This is a genomic window from Arabiibacter massiliensis (assembly GCF_902386925.1).
Taxonomy (GTDB): Bacteria; Actinomycetota; Coriobacteriia; order Coriobacteriales; family Eggerthellaceae; genus Arabiibacter; species Arabiibacter massiliensis.
Genome location: NZ_LR698996.1, coordinates 1,213,419 through 1,230,376 on the forward strand (window position 1 = coordinate 1,213,419; position 16,958 = coordinate 1,230,376).

The following is a 16,958-nucleotide window of genomic DNA, read 5'->3' on the forward strand; positions in this document are numbered from 1 at the left end:
GATCCATGAGAAACGACTTCCCGCGCCGCCGCCTCACGCTTCTCGCCAGCGCGATAGCCGTCGCGCTCGCTGCTGCGCTGCCCCTCTCGACCGCCCTCGCCGAACCTGCGGCATCCGCGAAGCATCCCGCGGGCACCGTCGCGCAAACCGAGCGGGGGCCCGCGTTCGTCCCGTTCGACGGTGCGGCGTACAACCCGAACGCGGGCATCGCAACGTTCGCCGCGCCGCCGGAGAAGTACGACCTGCGCGATACGGGCGACGTCGCCGGCGTGAAGAACCAGGGGGTCTACAACGACTGCTGGGCGTTCGGCACGCTGTCGTCGCTTGAGTCGAACCTGCTCAAAACGGGCAAAGCCACAGGCGGCATCGACCTCGCCGAGCGGCATCTGGCCTGGTTCGCCTACCACGGCACCGATGACAGCGACGGCGAGAGCCTGTGGGCGGCCGGCGACACGTTCGTCACCAAGAGCGGCAAGGACGCCTACGCGCAAGGCGGCACGCGGGACAAGGCCGCGGCCACGCTCATGCGCGGGTACGGCGCCGTCGAGGAGGCGGCCGCTCCTCATCAGGCCGAAGCGGGCATGGGCGGCCTGGACGACAGCCTGCGCACGCGCTCGGACATCCGGGCCCAAAACGTCTATTACCTGCCCGAGGTCAACGTCTTCACCTACAACGAGGCGACCGGAGGCTACGACCACGCGCGCGACGCCTCCGCCGTCGACGCCGTCAAGACCGCCATCATGGAGCACGGCGCGGTGGACGCGGCGTACTTCTCCTTAAGCCAAGGCGACGAGTCATCCCTCTTCTGGAACCACGAGAACAATGCCTACTATTGCGCATACCCGTACAGACCGCACCAAACCGCCGCGCAGGTGTCGAACCACCAGGTGACCATCGTCGGATGGGACGACGGCTTCGAGAAGGAGAAGTTCCCGGCAGTGTTCTCCGCCCCTGCAGGCGACGGCGCATGGATCGTCAAGAACAGCTGGGGCGAGGATTGGGGCGACGGGGGCTGCTTCTACCTGTCCTACTACGACACCACCCTGTGCGACCTCACGTCCTACGTGGCCGAGGACGCGACGTACGCGACGGGCGGCGCCGAGCACGCCTACGACGGCATCTACCAGTACGACGGCGCGGGCATGGGCGACGGATGGTGGTACAGCGACACGGCCATGCGGTTCGCCAACGTGTTCGAAGCGCGCGGCAACGAGCGCGTGAGCGCAGTGGGCGCCCTCGTGAACGAGGCGGGCAGCACCATCGACGTGGCCGTGTACAAGAACCCTTCGTCCGTCGTCCCCAATACGGGAAGGCTCGACCCTGCCAGCGGCGAGCTCATGTGGAGCACATCCCAGACCCTGGACTACGCGGGGTATCGCACCTTCGAGCTAGGCGATGCGGCGTTCGAGGTGGAGCCGGGCGACACGTTCTCAATCGTGTCCACCGTTCGGTTTGCGGATGGCGCGTACCAGATATCCGCCGAGTGCGACGACGGCTCGTACGAACTTGCAGACACAGCGTGCGAACCTGGCCAAAGCTATTACGCCGACGCAGCCACCGGCATCGACACCTGGTACGACCTCGCCCTCGACGACATGGGCGACGAGGGCGACAGCTACAACTTCTGGTTCAACAACGCCACGCTGAAGGCCTACACCGTTCAGGCGCCGCAGCCCTTCGCCATCCTGCACACCAACGACGTGCACTGCGGCGTGGACGAGGCCTTCGACAAGGAGACCGGCGAGGCGACGAGCATCGGCTACGCCGGGGTGGCCGCGGCCAAGAAGGAGGCCGAGGCTGCGTTCGGCGCGGGCAACGTGGCGCTCGTGGACGCGGGCGACGCCGTGCAGGGCAAGCCCATCGGCACGCTGTCGAAAGGCGAGCACCTAGTGGACATCATGAACCAGGTAGGCTACGACGTGGCCGCGCCCGGCAACCACGAGTTCGACTACGGCATGGACCGGCTGCGCTTCCTCGCAGGCAAGGCGAACGCGACGTACACGTCGTGCAACTTCGACAACCTGGCGACCGGCGCGACCGAGTTCGCCCCTTACGTGATGGAGTCCTACGGGCCCACGAAGGTGGCCTACGTGGGCATCACCACGCCCGAAACTCTGACGGCTTCCAACCCCGCCCACTTCAAGGACGCGGACGGCAACTTGGTCTACGGCTTCTGCCAGGACGAGACGGGGCGCGCGCTCTACGGCCGCGTGCAGCAAACCGTGGACGACGCGCGCGCCGCCGGGGCCGACTACGTGGTGGCCCTCGCCCACCTGGGCGAGAAGGGCGTCGCGGCGCAGTGGCGCGCGAGCGCGGTGATCGCGAACACCTCCGGCATCGACGTCGTCATCGACGGCCATTCGCACGAGCGCTACGAAAAGCGCGTTGCGAACGCGAACGGCGAGGAGGTGATGCTCGCCCAGACCGGCACGCAGCTGCAAACCTACGGGAAGATCGTGATCGATCCCGTGTCCGACACCGTGACGGCCGAGCTCGTGAAGCCGCCGGCCGCGCAGGACGCGGGCACCGCCGCCTTCATCCAGGGCATCGAGGACGAGCTGGCCAAAACGCTCGACGTGGTGGCGGCGCGCAGCGAGGTGAGGCTGCGCGCCCTTGAAGACGACGGGTTCACCTGGGCCGTGCGCACGCGCGAGACGAACCTGGGCGACCTCGTGGCCGACTCCTTCCGCGCGGCGCTCGGGGCCGACATCGGGCTGATAAACGGCGGGGGCATCCGCTCGGACGTGGCTCCCGGCGACATCACGTACGGCGATGCCATCGCGGTGCTGCCGTTCGCCAACGCGCTCTGCATGGTGGAGGCCAGCGGACAGGCCGTGCTCGACGCGCTCGAGATGGGCGTGCGCAACCTGCCCGAGCCGAGCGGCTCCTTCCTGCAGACCTCGGGCCTCTCCTTCGAGGTGCGCACCGATATCCCCTCGCCGGTGAAGCTGGATGCGCAGGGCGCTTTCGCAGGCGTCGAAGGGCCGCGTCGTGTGCAGAACGTGCTGACGAACGGGCATCCGCTTGATCCGGACGCCACCTACCGCGTCGCGTCCATCACGTACCTGCTGCGCGACGGCGGCGACGGCCTCTCGATGTTCAAGGACGCGAAGGTGCTGGTGGCGGAGCAGGGGCTCGACTACGAGGCGCTCATCTCGTACCTGCAAGGCGAGCTGGGCGGCGTCGTGGCCGCGGATTCCGCCTACGCGAACGAGAACGGCGCGGGTCGCATTGTGGTGAAGAGCGGGCCGGATCCCGCGCCGCAGCCGCAACCCGAGGCTGAGCCGGGCGGCAAAGCGCTCGCCCCCACCGGCGACCCCACGGCCCCCGCCGCCGCAGCCGCCGGCGCGCTCGCCCTCTGCGCCCTCGCCGCCCTCGTCGTCAACGGGCGACCAAGGCACCCCATCGTCGAGAGAATCCGCCAACGAACGGCAAAGTGACCGCTAGCGACCAAAGTTAATCTGATTGACTACTATACTCCCAAAGGAGTATAGTAGTCACAGAAAGGAGGCCTCGAAAACCATGCTCAAACGCATCTATCACGGGTCGTCGAATATCATCGAGCAACCGCTTTACGGTTACGGAAAAGCCTACAATGACTACGGCCTGGGCTTCTACTGCACCGAGAGCCTGGAGATGGCAAAGGAATGGGGCGTCAGCCGCGACAAGGACGGCTATGCGAACAAGTACGAGATCGAGTGCGACGGGCTTGCCATCCTCGACCTGAACGACGATTCGCTTTGCATCCTCCATTGGCTCGCCGTGCTGCTGGAGAATCGCGAGTTCGACATGCCGGCAGGGCTTGCGCTCGAGGCTAAGGAGTACCTCTTGTCCAACTTCAGCGTCGATTACGCCTCGCACGACATCATCGTCGGCTATCGAGCCGACGACAGCTACTTCTCGTTCGCGCAGGATTTTCTCAACGGCACCATCTCGCTCAGGCAATTGGCGAATGCGCTGCGTTTGGGAAAGCTCGGGCAGCAGTTCGTGCTGAAAAGCGAGGAGGCGTTCAGAAGGATCCGCTTCCTCGGCTTTGAGGTTGCAAGGACGAGCGAATGGCTCGCGAGGAAGGAGCAGCGGGACAAGGCCGCCCGCAGGGAGTATTTCGACGTGGAGCGAAACAGGCGGATGCGCGGCGATCTTTACATTCCCCAGATCATCGACGAGGAGATGAAAGCGGATGATCCGCGCTTACGATAAACTCTACTTGGAGAAAGCGCGGGCCGCGCTGGCCAGGATGCTCGACTTCGCCGTGAACGACCTCGGCTACGATCTCGCGCGGTTTTTCGACCTGTTCATCCGGTCCGACATGGCCAAGCGCTTCGAAGAAGGCGATTTCTCCGTCCTTGCCGGCAAATCGGGCGTGGAGATCGCCTACGAGGTCCTTGAGCAGGTGGAAGGGCGGGCGCAGCGCGTCAAGCCGACGTATTCGATGGAGCGCAGCGCAGAGTATTGGGCCGGCTGGGCGCTCGCCTATTACCAATGGGAGACGGCGCTTCCGTTCGAAGACATCGTCGCCTACGTGCCGATCGTCGACATCAGGGCGCTGTACTCGCCCTACCACGAAATGGACATCCGGCAGTTCGTCGACAAGATGAACGAGATGCGCCGCGCCGCCAAACCGGACACCAACCTCAAGATGCGGCGCCGAAAGGCGGGGCTGAGCCAGAAGGAGCTCGCAGAGCTTTCGGGCGTGCCGAAGCGCACCATCCAGCAATACGAGCAGCGCCAGAAGGACATCAACAAGGCGCAGGTCGAATACGTGCTGATGCTGGCCAAGGCGCTCGCCTGCGAACCGGCGGATCTGATCGAGCACGCATAGGATATCAACTCGCGCAGCCGCAGACGCTCGGTCTCGAGGACCGCCCTGCCGCCGGGCGTGTCAGAGCCCGCGGGTACGGCGGGCCTCATCGAGCGACGCCTCGGTGATGGGCTCGCCTTCGGGCACCTTCGTGGCCAGGCAGGAGAAGCTGGGCTTGTCGGCCGTCGGCGCGCCGAGCGCGCGGGAGGCGGCGCGCACCTCGTCCTTCGTCATGCCGGCGCGGCGCAAGGGCGACACCACGCCGAGCTCCGCGAGCGCGCGGAAGCCGGGGCGGCGCGCAGGGTCGTCCGAGGCGTTCGTGCCGTCGGCCAGCACGTCGTAGCCGTCGCGCGCCATGCGCTCGAGGATGGTTCCGAAGATGAAGCGCTTGCAGAGGTAGCAGCGCTCGGCCGGATTCGCGCAGATGGCGGCCTCGGCCAGCACGTCGGCCTCGATCACCTCGAACTCGGCACCGCAAGCCTCTACGACGCGCCGCGCGTCCTCTAGCTCGAAGGCGGGCTGGAACGCCGTGTCCACCATATACGCCTTCACGTCGCAGCCCGCCGCGACGGCGGCCGCCAGCAGGTACGACGAATCGCACCCGCCCGAGAACGCCACCGCCAGCCGCGGCGTGCGCGCGAAGAACTCCGCGAGCCCCTCCGCCCCCAGCTCCTGGCCGGGACCTGTCTTTATCGTCATCGAGCCCTCTCTTCCATTTGCCATCCTGAGCGGAGCGCGCAGCGCGGAGTCGAAGGATCCCAGGCGGCGCCAGCTGGAAGGCTTCCTGTTAGCACCGCACAGGATCCAACGAACACGCTTCGCTCGCTCAGGATGACAACCCGCGTCGTCCCTACTCGAACAGCTCGGCGGCGCGCGCGAGCTCCTTCACGATCTCGATGTGCTGGGGGCACACGTTCTCGCAGGCGCCGCAGGCGATGCACGACGACGCGGGGCCGTCCTCGGCGTTCCAGTCGTAGTTCTCCTGCGCGCGATGCTCGTCGCGATAGAGCGCGAGGATGTTGAGCGACGCGAGCGCGGCGGGGATGCGCACGCCCTGCGGACACGACTTCAGGCAGTAGCGGCAATCGGTGCACGGCACCGTAGGCATGCCGTCGAGGATGGCGCGCACGCGGGCGAGCGCGTCCAGCTCGGCGTCCGACAGCGGCGCGAAGCCCTCGCCCATGATGGACACGTTCTCGCGCACCTGGTCAGGCATCGACATGCCCGAGAGCACGGTGAGCACGCCCGGCAGCGACGCGGCGAACCGCAGCGCCCACGAGGGCAGCGACTGGCTCGGATCAGCCTCGCGCAGGACGGCTGCGGCCTCGTCGGGCAGCTTCACCAGCGAGCCGCCCTTGATGGGCTCCATGATGACCACCGGCAGCCCGTGAGCGCGCGCCACCTCGTAGCACTTGCGCGACTCGACCACCTCGCTCTCCCAGTCGGCGTAGTTGATCTGCAGCTGCACGAAGTCGACCTCGGGGTGACGCGCGAGCGCCTCCTCGAGCGCGTCGGCCTTGTCGTGGATGGAGAAGCCGAAGTTGCGGATGAGGCCCTCCTCCTTCTTGCGCAGCGCGAACTCCCACAGGCCGTACTCCTCGAACGGCGCGGTGAGGTCCTCGCCCAGGTTGTGCAGCAGGTAGTAGTCGAAGTAGCCCGCGCCCGTCTGCTCGAGCGACGTGTCGAACATGGCGCGCGCCTCGTCGGCGTCCTTCGCCATCCACGCCGGCAGCTTCGTGGCGATCTGAAACGACTCGCGCGGGTAGCGGTCGACGAGCGCCGCCTTGAGCGCGGCCTCCGAGCGGCACCCGTGATAGCCGCGCGCCGTGTCGAAGTACGTGAAGCCCGCGTCCATGAACAGGTCGACCATCTCTTTCACCTGGTCGAGGTCGATCTCCTTGGAGCCATCCGCCGCCTCGACCTCCGGCAAGCGCATGAACCCGAAGCCGAGCCTTCCGATCTTGTCCACCTTGTCCCCCTTCGCCCTTCGACTCTTCCTGCCTCCCATTATCGCGAAAACGCCGCTGCGCGCAATGCGCTCTGCGGAAAACGCGCTGCCGGAAGGGCCTCGCAGGTGCGATAATAGGCGCAGACCGCCCGGGCTGGCGCCGGGCTCGGACACGTTTCGAGAGAAGGGATCTGCCATGCTGCACGAAATCCGCTTTCCGTCGTCGAACGACCGAGACCAGGTGACGGGGTGGATTTACGTCCCCGCCTGCGAGCCCGAGGGCGTGGTGCAGCTCATCCACGGCTTCGGCGAGCACTCCCGCCGCTACTTCCATATGATCGTGGCGCTCATGGACGCCGGCTTCATCGTGGCGGCCGACGACCACGTGGGCCACGGCGCCACGGCCATCGCGAACGACACCTGGGGAGACTGGGGCGACGCGGGGCCGCATACCATGATGGAGGACGAGAAGCGGTTCAAGGATCTTGTGTGCGAGAAGTACCCCGGCCTGTCCTACTTCCTGTTCGGCCATTCGATGGGCTCGATGATCGCGCGCGACTTCAGCGCGAAGTACGGCGACGAGCTGACCGGCGCCGTGTACTGCGGCACCACCGGCATCTTCAAGAACACCGCCGAGGTGCGCGCGAAGCTGGACGAGGCCATCGCTGCCGGCAAGGGCCACGAGAGCGACCCGGCCTTCGTGGGCGAGCTGATGGGCTGGATGTTCGCCCGCTGCGAGGAGGGCGCCGCGCTGGGCAACGAGTGGATCTGCCACGACCCGTACGTGCAGAAGGACCACGCGGAGGACCCCTTCGACGCGTTCACCCACCCCACGCACAACGTGAGCCTGCGCGACTTCATCGACATGATGCTGGTCATCGAGGGCCCCGAATGGGCCGAGAAGGTACCCGCCGACCTGCCCGTGCTCTGCATCGCCGGCGACCAGGACCCCGTGGGCAACTACGGCGAGGGCGTGTATGCGTGCGCGAACTGGCTCGCCGACACGGGACATGAGGTCACGACGAAGCTCTACCCCGGCTACCGCCACGAGATCCACAACTACGACGACCTCAAGTTCGAGGTAGAGGAGGACCTCATCAGCTGGCTGCTGATGCACCTGTAAGCGACATGACGCGCGAAGGCCCCGCCCCGATCCGCGGGGGCTTCGCTTCAACAGGAACACGCGGCAGCGTGCACGAAAACGAAGGCGCTGAGCACAAAACATGCCCTCGTGCGAAACCTAGCGGGCCCCTGGAAGACCTCGCGGCTTCCCGACGGACAAGAGAGCCCGCGTTTGCCCAGGTCGTGAAACTCTCGCTGAAAGAATCCTCGTCGAAGCGTTCGCACGAGGGCATGTTTTGTATCGCCGAAGCAGATTCGCGTGCGAAAGCTCGTCCTCGGGCTACGCGCGCTCGGCGTAGATGTCGGCATTCACGTGCCAGGTGCCGTCGTCGCGCACGTTGACGTTCTGCCAATGGAAGCGGTCGTCCTCGATGGAGACGAACACCCACTTATGCCGCTCGTCGGCGAGATTCGTGAGGACGACCATGTCGCCCTCCTTGCGCGCCTCAAGCCGGAATATCTTCCCCGCAAAGCCGTAGGCGACGTCCCATGCGCGCGTGTCCGAGTTGAAGATGCGCAGGGACGTGCCGTACTCGGTGAGGGGATGCGGCGTCTCCGTCCGCGCGTCGCGAGCGGGCAGGATGATCACGTCCTGGATGCCCATGCCCTCGAGCACCCGTTCGAAGATCCACTCCCCCTCGACCGATGAGCCCAGGTTGCGGTCGAAGTAGTCGAGCCTCCAACTGCCGACGAGCCTCCCGAACCAGTCGTGCTCCTCCGGCAGCTCCGGACTCCTACCGTCGCTCACCAACGCCTGGACGAAGTCGTTCATTCGAATCCCCCTCCAAGACCGAAAACAAAGAAAGCGCCGGAGGTAGGTGAAATACTCACCGTTCCAGCGCTTACTCATCAGAAACCTTACCACATTCAACGGAGTTCCTACACGTTGAACTTGAAGTGCATGACGTCGCCGTCCTGCACGACGTACTCCTTGCCTTCTTGGCGGAGCTTGCCGGCGTCGCGGCAGCCTTTCTCGCCGCCGAGGCCCACGTAGTCCTCGAAGGCGGCCGTCTCGGCCTTGATGAAGCCGCGTTCGAAGTCGGTGTGGATGACGCCGGCGGCCTGCGGGGCCTTCGCGCCGATGGGGATGGTCCAGGCGCGCGTCTCGGTCTCGCCGCTGGTGAAGTAGCTCTGCAGCCCCAGCAGCTTGTACGCCTCGCGCACGAGGCGGGCCAGGCCGCTCTCCTCGAGGCCCATGGCCTCCAGGTACTCGCGCGCCTCGGCCGGGTCGAGCTCGGCCAGGTCGGCCTCCACCTTCGCGGAGATGGGCACGGGCGCGCAGCCGTCGATCTCGGGCAGGTCGGCGTCCAGCTGGTCCTCGTCGACGTTGGCGATGTAGAGCATCGGCTTCATCGTGAGCAGGTGCAAATCGTAGAGCGCGGCGCGCTCGTCGTCGGTGAGGTCGAGCGTGCGGGCGCGGTGCCCCTCGTTCAGGCCCGCGAACACCTTCTGCGCGGCGGCCACCTTGGCGGCGCCGGCCTTGTCGCGCTTGGCCTCCTTCTCGAGCCGCGGCAGTGCCTTCTCGAGCGTGGCCATGTCGGCCAAGATGAGCTCGGTCTTGATGGTGTCCACATCGGAAAGCGGGTCCACCTTGCCGGCCACGTGCACGACGTCCGGGTCGCCGAAGAAGCGCACGACCTCGCAGATGGCGTCCGTCTCGCGGATGTTCGCCAAAAACTGGTTGCCCAGGCCCTCGCCCTGGCTCGCGCCCGCCACGAGGCCCGCGATGTCCACGAACTCCACCGTGGCCGGCACGATGCGCGCCGGATGGTCGATCTCAGCGAGCGCGTCCAACCGCGCGTCGGGCACCGGCACGATGCCCACGTTGGGCTCGATGGTGGCGAACGGGTAGTTGGCCGCGAGGCCGCCCTTGTTGGTGAGGGCCGTGAACAGCGTGGACTTGCCGACGTTCGGCAGGCCGACGATACCGATGGAAAGCGACATGGAACTTCCTTCTCAAGCGAGCTTGGACGTATGACCCTCATGATAGCAAAGGCGCGGCGACCTGTAAGCCGCCGCGCCCGATATTCCCCGTTTCCCCGCGTGCGGGCGCGACCCGCTAGAAGCTGATGAACCCGAACGTCTGGGCGACGAACGCCACCAGGATGACCACCACGAGCACCGGCGCGATGAACTTGATCATGACGGTCCACGCGCCCGCCAGCCTGAAGCGGCTTGACGCGCGCACCTCGTCGACGATGGCCTTGGGCTTGATGATCCACCCGACGAACACGCAGGTCAGAAGCGCCACGATGGGCATGATGACCGAGTTCGACAGGAAGTCGAAGAAATCGAGCAGACTCGACCCCGGCCCAAGCGGCTCGATGAACGACAGCCCGTTGTATCCCGCGTTCACGAACAGCCCCGCGACCGCCACCACGAGCATGACCGCGATGAACGCCTTGCGGCGCTGCCAGCCCATGCCGTCCTGCACGATGGACACGCACGTCTCGGTGAGCGAGATGGCGCTCGTCAGCGCCGCGAACAGCACGAGCAGGAAGAATAGGAAGCCCACGACGGTGGCCGCGCCGCCCATGTCGGCGAACACGCCCGGCAGCGTGATGAACATGAGGGAGGGACCGGAGTTGGCCGCCACCGCCTCGCCCGAGCCCATGGCCACGAACGCGGCCGGCACGATCATGAGGCCAGCGAGGAACGACACGCCGATGTCGAAGCCGCCGATACGCGCGACGCTCGAGGTGAGGCTGGACTTCTTGTCCAGGTAGGAGCCGTACGTGATCATGATGCCCATGGCCAGCGACAGGCTGTAGAACATCTGCCCGAGCGCCCCGATAACCAGTTCGGGCGAGAACTTGCTGAAGTCCGGCACGAGGTAGTAAAGCGCCCCCTCCAGCGCGCCCGGCATGGTGAGCGTGTACAGCGCGATGCCCACCGCCATGATGATGAGCGCCGGCATCATGAAGAGGTTCGCCTTCTCGATGCCCCCCTTCACGCCGAGCGACACCACCAGGAATACGAGCACCATGAACAGGATCATCCACACGTAGCTCTCAACGTTGCTCGAGATGAAGCCTGTGAAGAAACCGCCTCCGTCGGCGAGCGCCTCGGGGCCGTTCAATAGGTAGGAGGCCGCGTACTTCGTCACCCAGCCGCCGATGATGCAGTAGTACGGCGTGATGATGAACGGCACGGCCGACGCCAGAACGCCGATGAAGGCGTACTTCTTGCCGAAGCTCTTGAACGCGCCGATGGCCGATTGGCCGGTCTTGCGCCCGAGCGCCGTCTCCAACAGCAAAAGCGACACGCCGAACGTGAAGACGAGCACGAGGTAGGTGATCAGGAACGTGCCGCCGCCGTACTTCGCAGCCAGATACGGGAAGCGCCACATGTTGCCCAGGCCCACGGCGGAGGCCGCCGCAGCCAGGATGAACGCCCATTTGCCCGACCACTTCGAGCGGACGACGGGCATATGCGTTGAAGCCATTCTCGAACCCCTTGCTGTTCTATGCTTTCCAAAGGGAGCATTATAACCGGAAACGCGCAGCATCGACCCCTCTTTTCGCAGAAAGCGCCGCATGGGAGGATAGGGCTGCGACCGGGCGGCGAGCCGGTGTACAATGGTGCGCACGAAAACCGCTCAAGGAGGAAACCATGTTCCAGCCAGCCGCCCTCGCCGACCTTCCCGCCTTCCGCTGCGGGCACGCGCACAACGCCGAAGCGGGCACGGGATGCACCGTCATCGTCGCGCCCGAGGGAGCGGCCTGCGGCGTGGCCGTGCGGGGCGGCGGGCCTGCCACGCGCGAGACGGACCTGCTCAAGCCCGAGAACATGATAGAGGCCGTGCATGCCGTGGTGCTCTCGGGCGGCAGCGCCTTCGGGCTGGCGGCCTCCACCGGCGTCATGGACGAGCTCGCCGCGCGCGGCATCGGATTTCCCGTGGGCGGCGCGCGCGTGCCCATCGTGGTGGGCGCCTGCCTGTTCGACCTGCTCGTAGGCGAGATGGCCCACCCCGACGCCGCCATGGGGCGCGAGGCCTGCGCCGCGGCGTTCTCGCGGGAGGCGGGCGAGCCGGTGGCCGAGGGCAACGTGGGCGCGGGCTGCGGGGCCACGGTCGGCAAGCTTCTGGGCGGCGAGCGCGCCATGAAGGCGGGGCTCGGCGTGTGCGGGCTGCGCCTGGGCGGGCTCGCGGCGGTGGCCATCGTGGCCGTGAACGCGCTCGGGTGCGTGCGCGACGCGGAGGGGACGTGGATAGCCGGCTGCCGCGATGACGAGGGGGGCGTCATGGACCCGCTCTCGGCCTTCGCGGCGCTCGCGGCGGCGCAGGCGGGCGCGGGCGCGGCCGAGGCGGCAGCGGGCGCGGCGGGGCCGTGCGCCAACACCACCATCGGCGTCGTGCTCACGAACGCGCGCCTCACGAAAGCGCAGGCTACGAAGGCGTCCTCCGTCGTCCACGACGCGTTCGCGCGCGCCATCAAACCGGTGCACACCTCCAACGACGGCGACACGGTGTTCACGTTCGCCTCGGGCGAGGTGGAGGCCGACTACGACCTCGTGGCCGTGCTGGCCACCGAGGCCATGCAGGGCGCCCTCGTGCGCGCGGTCGAGCAGGCCGAGGGCGCCTACGGGCTGCCCGCGGCGCGCGACCTGGCCGGCGGGCGCTAGAGGAGGCGTCCATGGAATCGACGAAGCTCGCCAACCGCACGCTGTTCGTCTTGGCCGTCGTCGTCACCGGCGCGGTGGCCGGCGCGTTCGTGTGGGCGCTCCTGTTCGCCATGAACCTGGGCATCTCGTTTGTCTGGAACCGGCTGGGATCGCACTTCGGGATGTTCTTCCCGCTTCTGGCCTGTTTGACGGGAGGCCTGGTCATCGGGCTGTTCGCCAAGAAGTTCGGCCCCTATCCGGAGGACTTGAACGAGGTCATGGGCAAGGTGAAGCGCGACGGGCGCTACGAGTACGACAAGCTCGGGCGCATGAGCATGGCCGCGCTGCTGCCGCTGTTCTTCGGCGGCTCCATCGGGCCCGAGGCCGGGCTCACCGGCGCCATCGCGGGCATCTGCACATGGGTGGGCGACCGCATGAAGCGCTTCGGCGCGGACTTCCAGCAGCTCACGTCGGTGGGAACCATGGCGGCGCTGTCGGCTATCTTCACCGCTCCCCTGTTCGGCTTCGCCGCGCCGCTCTACGGCGACGGGAAGGACGATAACGGACGCGAGACGGACGCCCAAACCATCACGCTGCCGAAGAACTCGAAGATCGTCGTGTACTTCTGCGCCATCGCGGGCGCGCTCGGGGCGTTCCTGGGGCTCTCGGCCCTCATCGGCGGCGGCATGTCGCTGCCGCGCTACACCGACATCCACGTGGGTGTGACCGAGCTCATCTGGCTCGCGCCGCTTGCGCTGGCGGGGGCGGCGGCGGGGTGGCTCTTCGGCGTGTTCGACGGCCTGTTCGAGCGGCTCGCGGACAGGATGGGCGACCGCCCCGTCGTGAAGGCGCTCATCGCCGGCCTCGTGCTGGCGGCCTTCGGCATCCTGCTGCCGTTCACGATGTTCGCCGGCGAGACGCAGGCCGAGGAGCTGAACGAGGTGTGGACCGCCATGAGCGCGCTCGCGCTGATCGGCACCGGGTTTGCGAAGGTGCTGGTCACGCCGCTGTGCATCCGCTTCGGGTGGCGCGGCGGGCATTTCTTCCCCGTCATCTTCGCCGGCATCTCCATCGGCTACGGCATGGCCGCGCTCACCGGCGCCGACCCGGTGTTCTGCCTCTGTGCCTGCACGGCCGCCCTCGTGGGCGCCGTCATGCGCCAGCCGCTCATGGCCGTGCTGCTGCTGTTCCTCTGCTTCCCCGTGAAAGGCGTCGTCGTCATGTTCGCCTGCGCCGCCCTGGGCGCCGCCATCCCCCTGCCGAAGGGCCTACGCAAGCAGGCGAAGGCCTCGCAAGAAGAGCAAAGCGCCCCCGCCGCACAATCGTGACTGCAGGCTGTCCGAGCAAACAAAGCACTGGTTGTCATCCTGAGCGAGCGAAGCGAGTCGAAGGATCCCGCGCTGCGCGCTCCGCTCAGGACGACAAGAGGTATCATGTCAAGGGCAGTTTCACGGTGACGAGACGATCTGCAGCAAATCGACGGCTGTGCGAGGTGTTTCAGGCATCTAACTTGCGATTCGAGCTCTTATGCGTGCGTTTCGCCTGGTCGCAAGAAGCGCGTTGGCTCGTCATATGAGTTAGGCTTGTGCAACAGCTCGCACAGCCGTCGATTTGACGCACGCAGGATCTCGGCTCGGATGACGCTGGATGATGCAGGACGGGTATGGCGTCATTATCAGCAAAGGCCTCTTCGCGTTTTTAGCCTCTTCAAGTCACAGTTTTGGCCGCTCTGAAGCCCGTGTAGGATCGATCCAGGCTGCCTACTATCTCCGACCTGGGCGAACGCTTTCTGATATTTCGCAATGCCTTCGGAAAAGCCCTTCGATCGATCGAAATCACTTCAGAGCGGCCAAAACTGTGACTTGAAGGCCGTCTCGACGGCACGGTGCATCTCTCTTCATCCTCAAAGTAGAATAGTTTAAGTGTTTGTGTGTCATAGACTACTATGCTACTATGTAGCTCAAGAGATTCGGCCGAATCCTGGGAGGCGGCGCAGAGCCGTCCCCCGATCCACACGTGTCTTACGGAGGGTGAGGACAAGGAGGAGAGATGAGGCATGATCTGACGAGGCGCAGGTTCCTCGAAGGCGCTGCGGCGCTCGGAGCCCTGGCGGCGCTCAGCGGCTGCGCGCCCAAACCGATGGAGGAGACGACCCCCGAGGCGTCCCCCGCCATCCCGGAGGTGGAGGCGATCGACCTGGACGCGCTCGAAGTCAAACATTCCTGGTGCTATATGTGCGGCCCCGCGAAGACGTTCTGCGCGACGAACAACTATCTGAAAGACGGCAAATGGGTGCACGTTGAGGGCAACCCGGAAGCCGGCAACAACTGGGGATACGGTTGCAAGACGCTGTGCGCCAAAGGCAACTCCGCGATGCAGACGCTCTACAATCCCGCGCGCCTCGAATATCCGATGAAGCGCGTCGGCGAGAAGGGCGAAGGAAAGTTCGAGCGTTGCACCTGGGACGAGGCGCTTGAGGGGATCGCCGCGAAGCTCCTCGAGAACCGCGAGAAGTACGGCCCCGAATCGTACGCGGCCTTTTCGCCGCAGGCGTGCAAGTTCGTTCAACAGCTAGGACGTCGTTTCCTCAATGTTTACGGAAGCCCCAATTACTTGCATAGCGCGATCTGCGTGACTCAAATCGTTTCGAGCCAGCATATCGCGGTCGGACTCGGAGCTGGAACGATGTCCGGACAGCTCGACAAGACCAAGCTCTTAGTTAGCTGGGGCGTGAACGGCGAGAACTCCGCCATGAACAATGTGGACGACGCTCGGCCCGTCGTCCGATTCGAGGCGATGGAAAAGGGCCTTCAATTCATAGACATTCGCCCCATGCTCGATCCGCTCGCAACGCATGCGGCCGAGTGGGTTCCCGTGCGCCCCGGTACCGACCTTGCGCTTGCACTCGCTTTCCTCAACGTCATCATCGAAGAAGATCTGTATGACCATGAGTTCTGCGAAAACTGGTGCAACGGATTCGACATGTTCGCCGAGCATGTGAAGCAGTTCCCTCCCTCATGGGCGGCGCCGATCACCGGCATCTCGGAAGAGCAGATAACGAGAGTCGCGCGCATGATGGGAACCATGAAGCCAATGGCCATCCAATACGGCAACAGCGGAGGCGACGAAGCCAACGATGGCAACTGGCAATGCATATGCATCAACCTGATCGAAGCGATCACCGGGAATTTGGATGTACCGGGCGGCGGAGGCAGTCGCATGCAGATGCCGAAACCCATCGTGCCTATCGGCTCTTTCAATATCCCCACGCTTGCTGATAGGCTCCCTGTTTACGAGGAGGACACAGCTAACGGCTGGGCTCCGAGCCGCTCGAAGCTAGTAGCACCCGAGTTCCCTCGATGGTATCAGAATCCTGAAACATGGTCGAAAGCGGGCAACTTCAAAGAACCGACGTCCGCCCTTAACCGGGCGATGCAAGCCCTCCTCTCGGGCGAGCCTTACGAGCTGAAAAGCATCTTCGCCCACAGCACCAATCCCCTGTCGCAAACCAGGCAGCCCAAGATGGTCGCGGAGGCCTTGAAGAAGCTCGATTTCTTCTTCGTGATGGACACGTGCTGGAACCCTTCATGCGATTTCGCCGATTACGTACTGCCCGCATGCACGCGCTTCGAAGACAGCTGTCAGATAGGCGCTCGCAACATGCCCGAGGGCACGTTTATCGGCATCGAGCAGAAGATCGCCGAGCCCTTGGGCGAGAGCCGCTCCGATTGGCGTTTCTACTGCGACCTCGCCGTGAAGATGGGTTGGGGCGAGGACTTCTGGAACGGCGATTTCGACCAAGCGCTCCGCGAGCAACTCGAACCGACGGGAATCACCCTCGAAGAGCTGCGCGAAAAGGGGTACATCTTCTTCAAGCGAGAAGACGGTGCCGTCCCCACGGAGCCGCCGTACCAGAATTACGAAGAGCTTTTCAAGGATCTTCCGAACGGCAAAGTGCAATGCTACAACGAGATCATCGGCGGCCAGCCGAACAACCGAGACGACGGCGAGCTGAGCTACCTTCCCGTTTATCAGGGTCCCCCGGAGGGCATCGCGGAAACGCCGGAGATCGCCAAGGAGTACCCGCTCATCTTCTCGGACGTGCATGCGCATCGGTTGAGCGTCCACAGCTACTTCGGCAACGTCCCCTATCTGCGCGAGCGCAACCGCAAGCCGTGGGTGAAGATCAACCCGGCCACCGCCAAGAAGTACGGCATCGAAGACGGCGACTGGATGAAGATCGGGTCACCGCACGGGTGGATCAAGATGGTGGCCGAGTACTTCGAGGGCATATCGCCCGAGGTGATCATGGGCAAGCGCGGCTGGTGGCAGGACTGCCAGGAGCTCGATGAACCCGGGTACGGCTGCTTCGACGGCGGATCGGAAGTGAACAACCTCTACGACGCGACCATGAAGAACTTCGATCCGTTCCATTCCGCCATGGCGAAGCAGACCCTTGTCAAGATCAGCAAGTGGGAGGGGTAG

Annotated in this window: 12 protein-coding genes; 7 read left to right on the forward strand and 5 right to left on the reverse strand. The window is 65.3% G+C overall.

The window, feature by feature from the left end; genetic code table 11:
• Nucleotides 1–5: 5 nt before the first annotated feature.
• From FX134_RS05310 to FX134_RS05320, 3 genes are all read left to right on the forward strand, one after another.
• Nucleotides 6–3,440: a 5'-nucleotidase C-terminal domain-containing protein gene (locus FX134_RS05310; RefSeq protein ID WP_172623393.1), complete on the forward strand. Its 3,435-nt coding sequence runs from the start codon at nucleotides 6–8 to the stop codon at nucleotides 3,438–3,440.
• 82 nt (nucleotides 3,441–3,522) lie between these two features.
• Nucleotides 3,523–4,200, forward strand: coding sequence for a DUF3990 domain-containing protein (locus FX134_RS05315; RefSeq protein WP_080798669.1), 678 nt, complete (start codon nucleotides 3,523–3,525; stop codon nucleotides 4,198–4,200).
• Nucleotides 4,181–4,822 (forward strand): helix-turn-helix domain-containing protein, encoded by a 642-nt coding sequence (locus FX134_RS05320; RefSeq protein WP_080798672.1) that lies wholly within the window; start codon nucleotides 4,181–4,183, stop codon nucleotides 4,820–4,822. The genes FX134_RS05315 and FX134_RS05320 overlap by 20 nt, the downstream gene beginning before the upstream one ends.
• A gap of 60 nt (nucleotides 4,823–4,882) precedes the next feature.
• Here the strand turns inward: FX134_RS05320 and FX134_RS05325 are convergent, their stop codons facing one another.
• Nucleotides 4,883–5,500 (reverse strand): 7-cyano-7-deazaguanine synthase, encoded by a 618-nt coding sequence (locus tag FX134_RS05325; protein WP_080798676.1) that lies wholly within the window; start codon nucleotides 5,498–5,500, stop codon nucleotides 4,883–4,885.
• 151 nt (nucleotides 5,501–5,651) lie between these two features.
• Nucleotides 5,652–6,770 (reverse strand): aldo/keto reductase, encoded by a 1,119-nt coding sequence (locus FX134_RS05330; RefSeq protein ID WP_080798680.1) that lies wholly within the window; start codon nucleotides 6,768–6,770, stop codon nucleotides 5,652–5,654.
• Between the two features lie 175 nt (nucleotides 6,771–6,945).
• On the opposite strand from FX134_RS05330, the gene FX134_RS05335 reads away from it, so the two are divergent.
• Complete coding sequence (locus FX134_RS05335) at nucleotides 6,946–7,872, forward strand: alpha/beta fold hydrolase (protein ID WP_080798684.1); 927 nt, start codon at nucleotides 6,946–6,948, stop codon at nucleotides 7,870–7,872.
• Nucleotides 7,873–8,151: 279 nt separating this feature from the next.
• Here FX134_RS05335 and FX134_RS05340 read toward each other — a convergent pair whose 3' ends face one another.
• The 3 genes from FX134_RS05340 to FX134_RS05350 form a co-directional block, all read right to left on the reverse strand.
• Nucleotides 8,152–8,643 (reverse strand): hypothetical protein, encoded by a 492-nt coding sequence (locus tag FX134_RS05340; protein WP_080798687.1) that lies wholly within the window; start codon nucleotides 8,641–8,643, stop codon nucleotides 8,152–8,154.
• 107 nt (nucleotides 8,644–8,750) lie between these two features.
• Nucleotides 8,751–9,815: a redox-regulated ATPase YchF gene (gene ychF, locus FX134_RS05345; protein WP_080798692.1), complete on the reverse strand. Its 1,065-nt coding sequence runs from the start codon at nucleotides 9,813–9,815 to the stop codon at nucleotides 8,751–8,753.
• A 115-nt stretch (nucleotides 9,816–9,930) separates the two neighbouring features.
• Nucleotides 9,931–11,316 carry a sodium-dependent transporter gene (locus FX134_RS05350; protein WP_080798695.1) on the reverse strand — a complete coding sequence of 462 codons (1,386 nt, stop codon included), beginning with the start codon at nucleotides 11,314–11,316 and terminating at the stop codon, nucleotides 9,931–9,933.
• 167 nt (nucleotides 11,317–11,483) lie between these two features.
• Between FX134_RS05350 and FX134_RS05355 the strand changes: the two genes are divergently transcribed.
• The 3 genes from FX134_RS05355 to FX134_RS05365 all read left to right on the forward strand — a co-directional run bounded on the left by FX134_RS05355 (nucleotide 11,484) and on the right by FX134_RS05365 (nucleotide 16,958).
• Nucleotides 11,484–12,494 carry a P1 family peptidase gene (locus tag FX134_RS05355; RefSeq protein ID WP_080798699.1) on the forward strand — a complete coding sequence of 337 codons (1,011 nt, stop codon included), beginning with the start codon at nucleotides 11,484–11,486 and terminating at the stop codon, nucleotides 12,492–12,494.
• 11 nt (nucleotides 12,495–12,505) lie between these two features.
• Nucleotides 12,506–13,801 carry a chloride channel protein gene (locus FX134_RS05360; RefSeq protein ID WP_080798702.1) on the forward strand — a complete coding sequence of 432 codons (1,296 nt, stop codon included), beginning with the start codon at nucleotides 12,506–12,508 and terminating at the stop codon, nucleotides 13,799–13,801.
• 721 nt (nucleotides 13,802–14,522) lie between these two features.
• The gene (locus tag FX134_RS05365) at nucleotides 14,523–16,958 is read left to right on the forward strand and encodes a molybdopterin-containing oxidoreductase family protein (RefSeq protein ID WP_080798705.1); all 2,436 of its coding nucleotides are present in this window, start codon (nucleotides 14,523–14,525) and stop codon (nucleotides 16,956–16,958) included.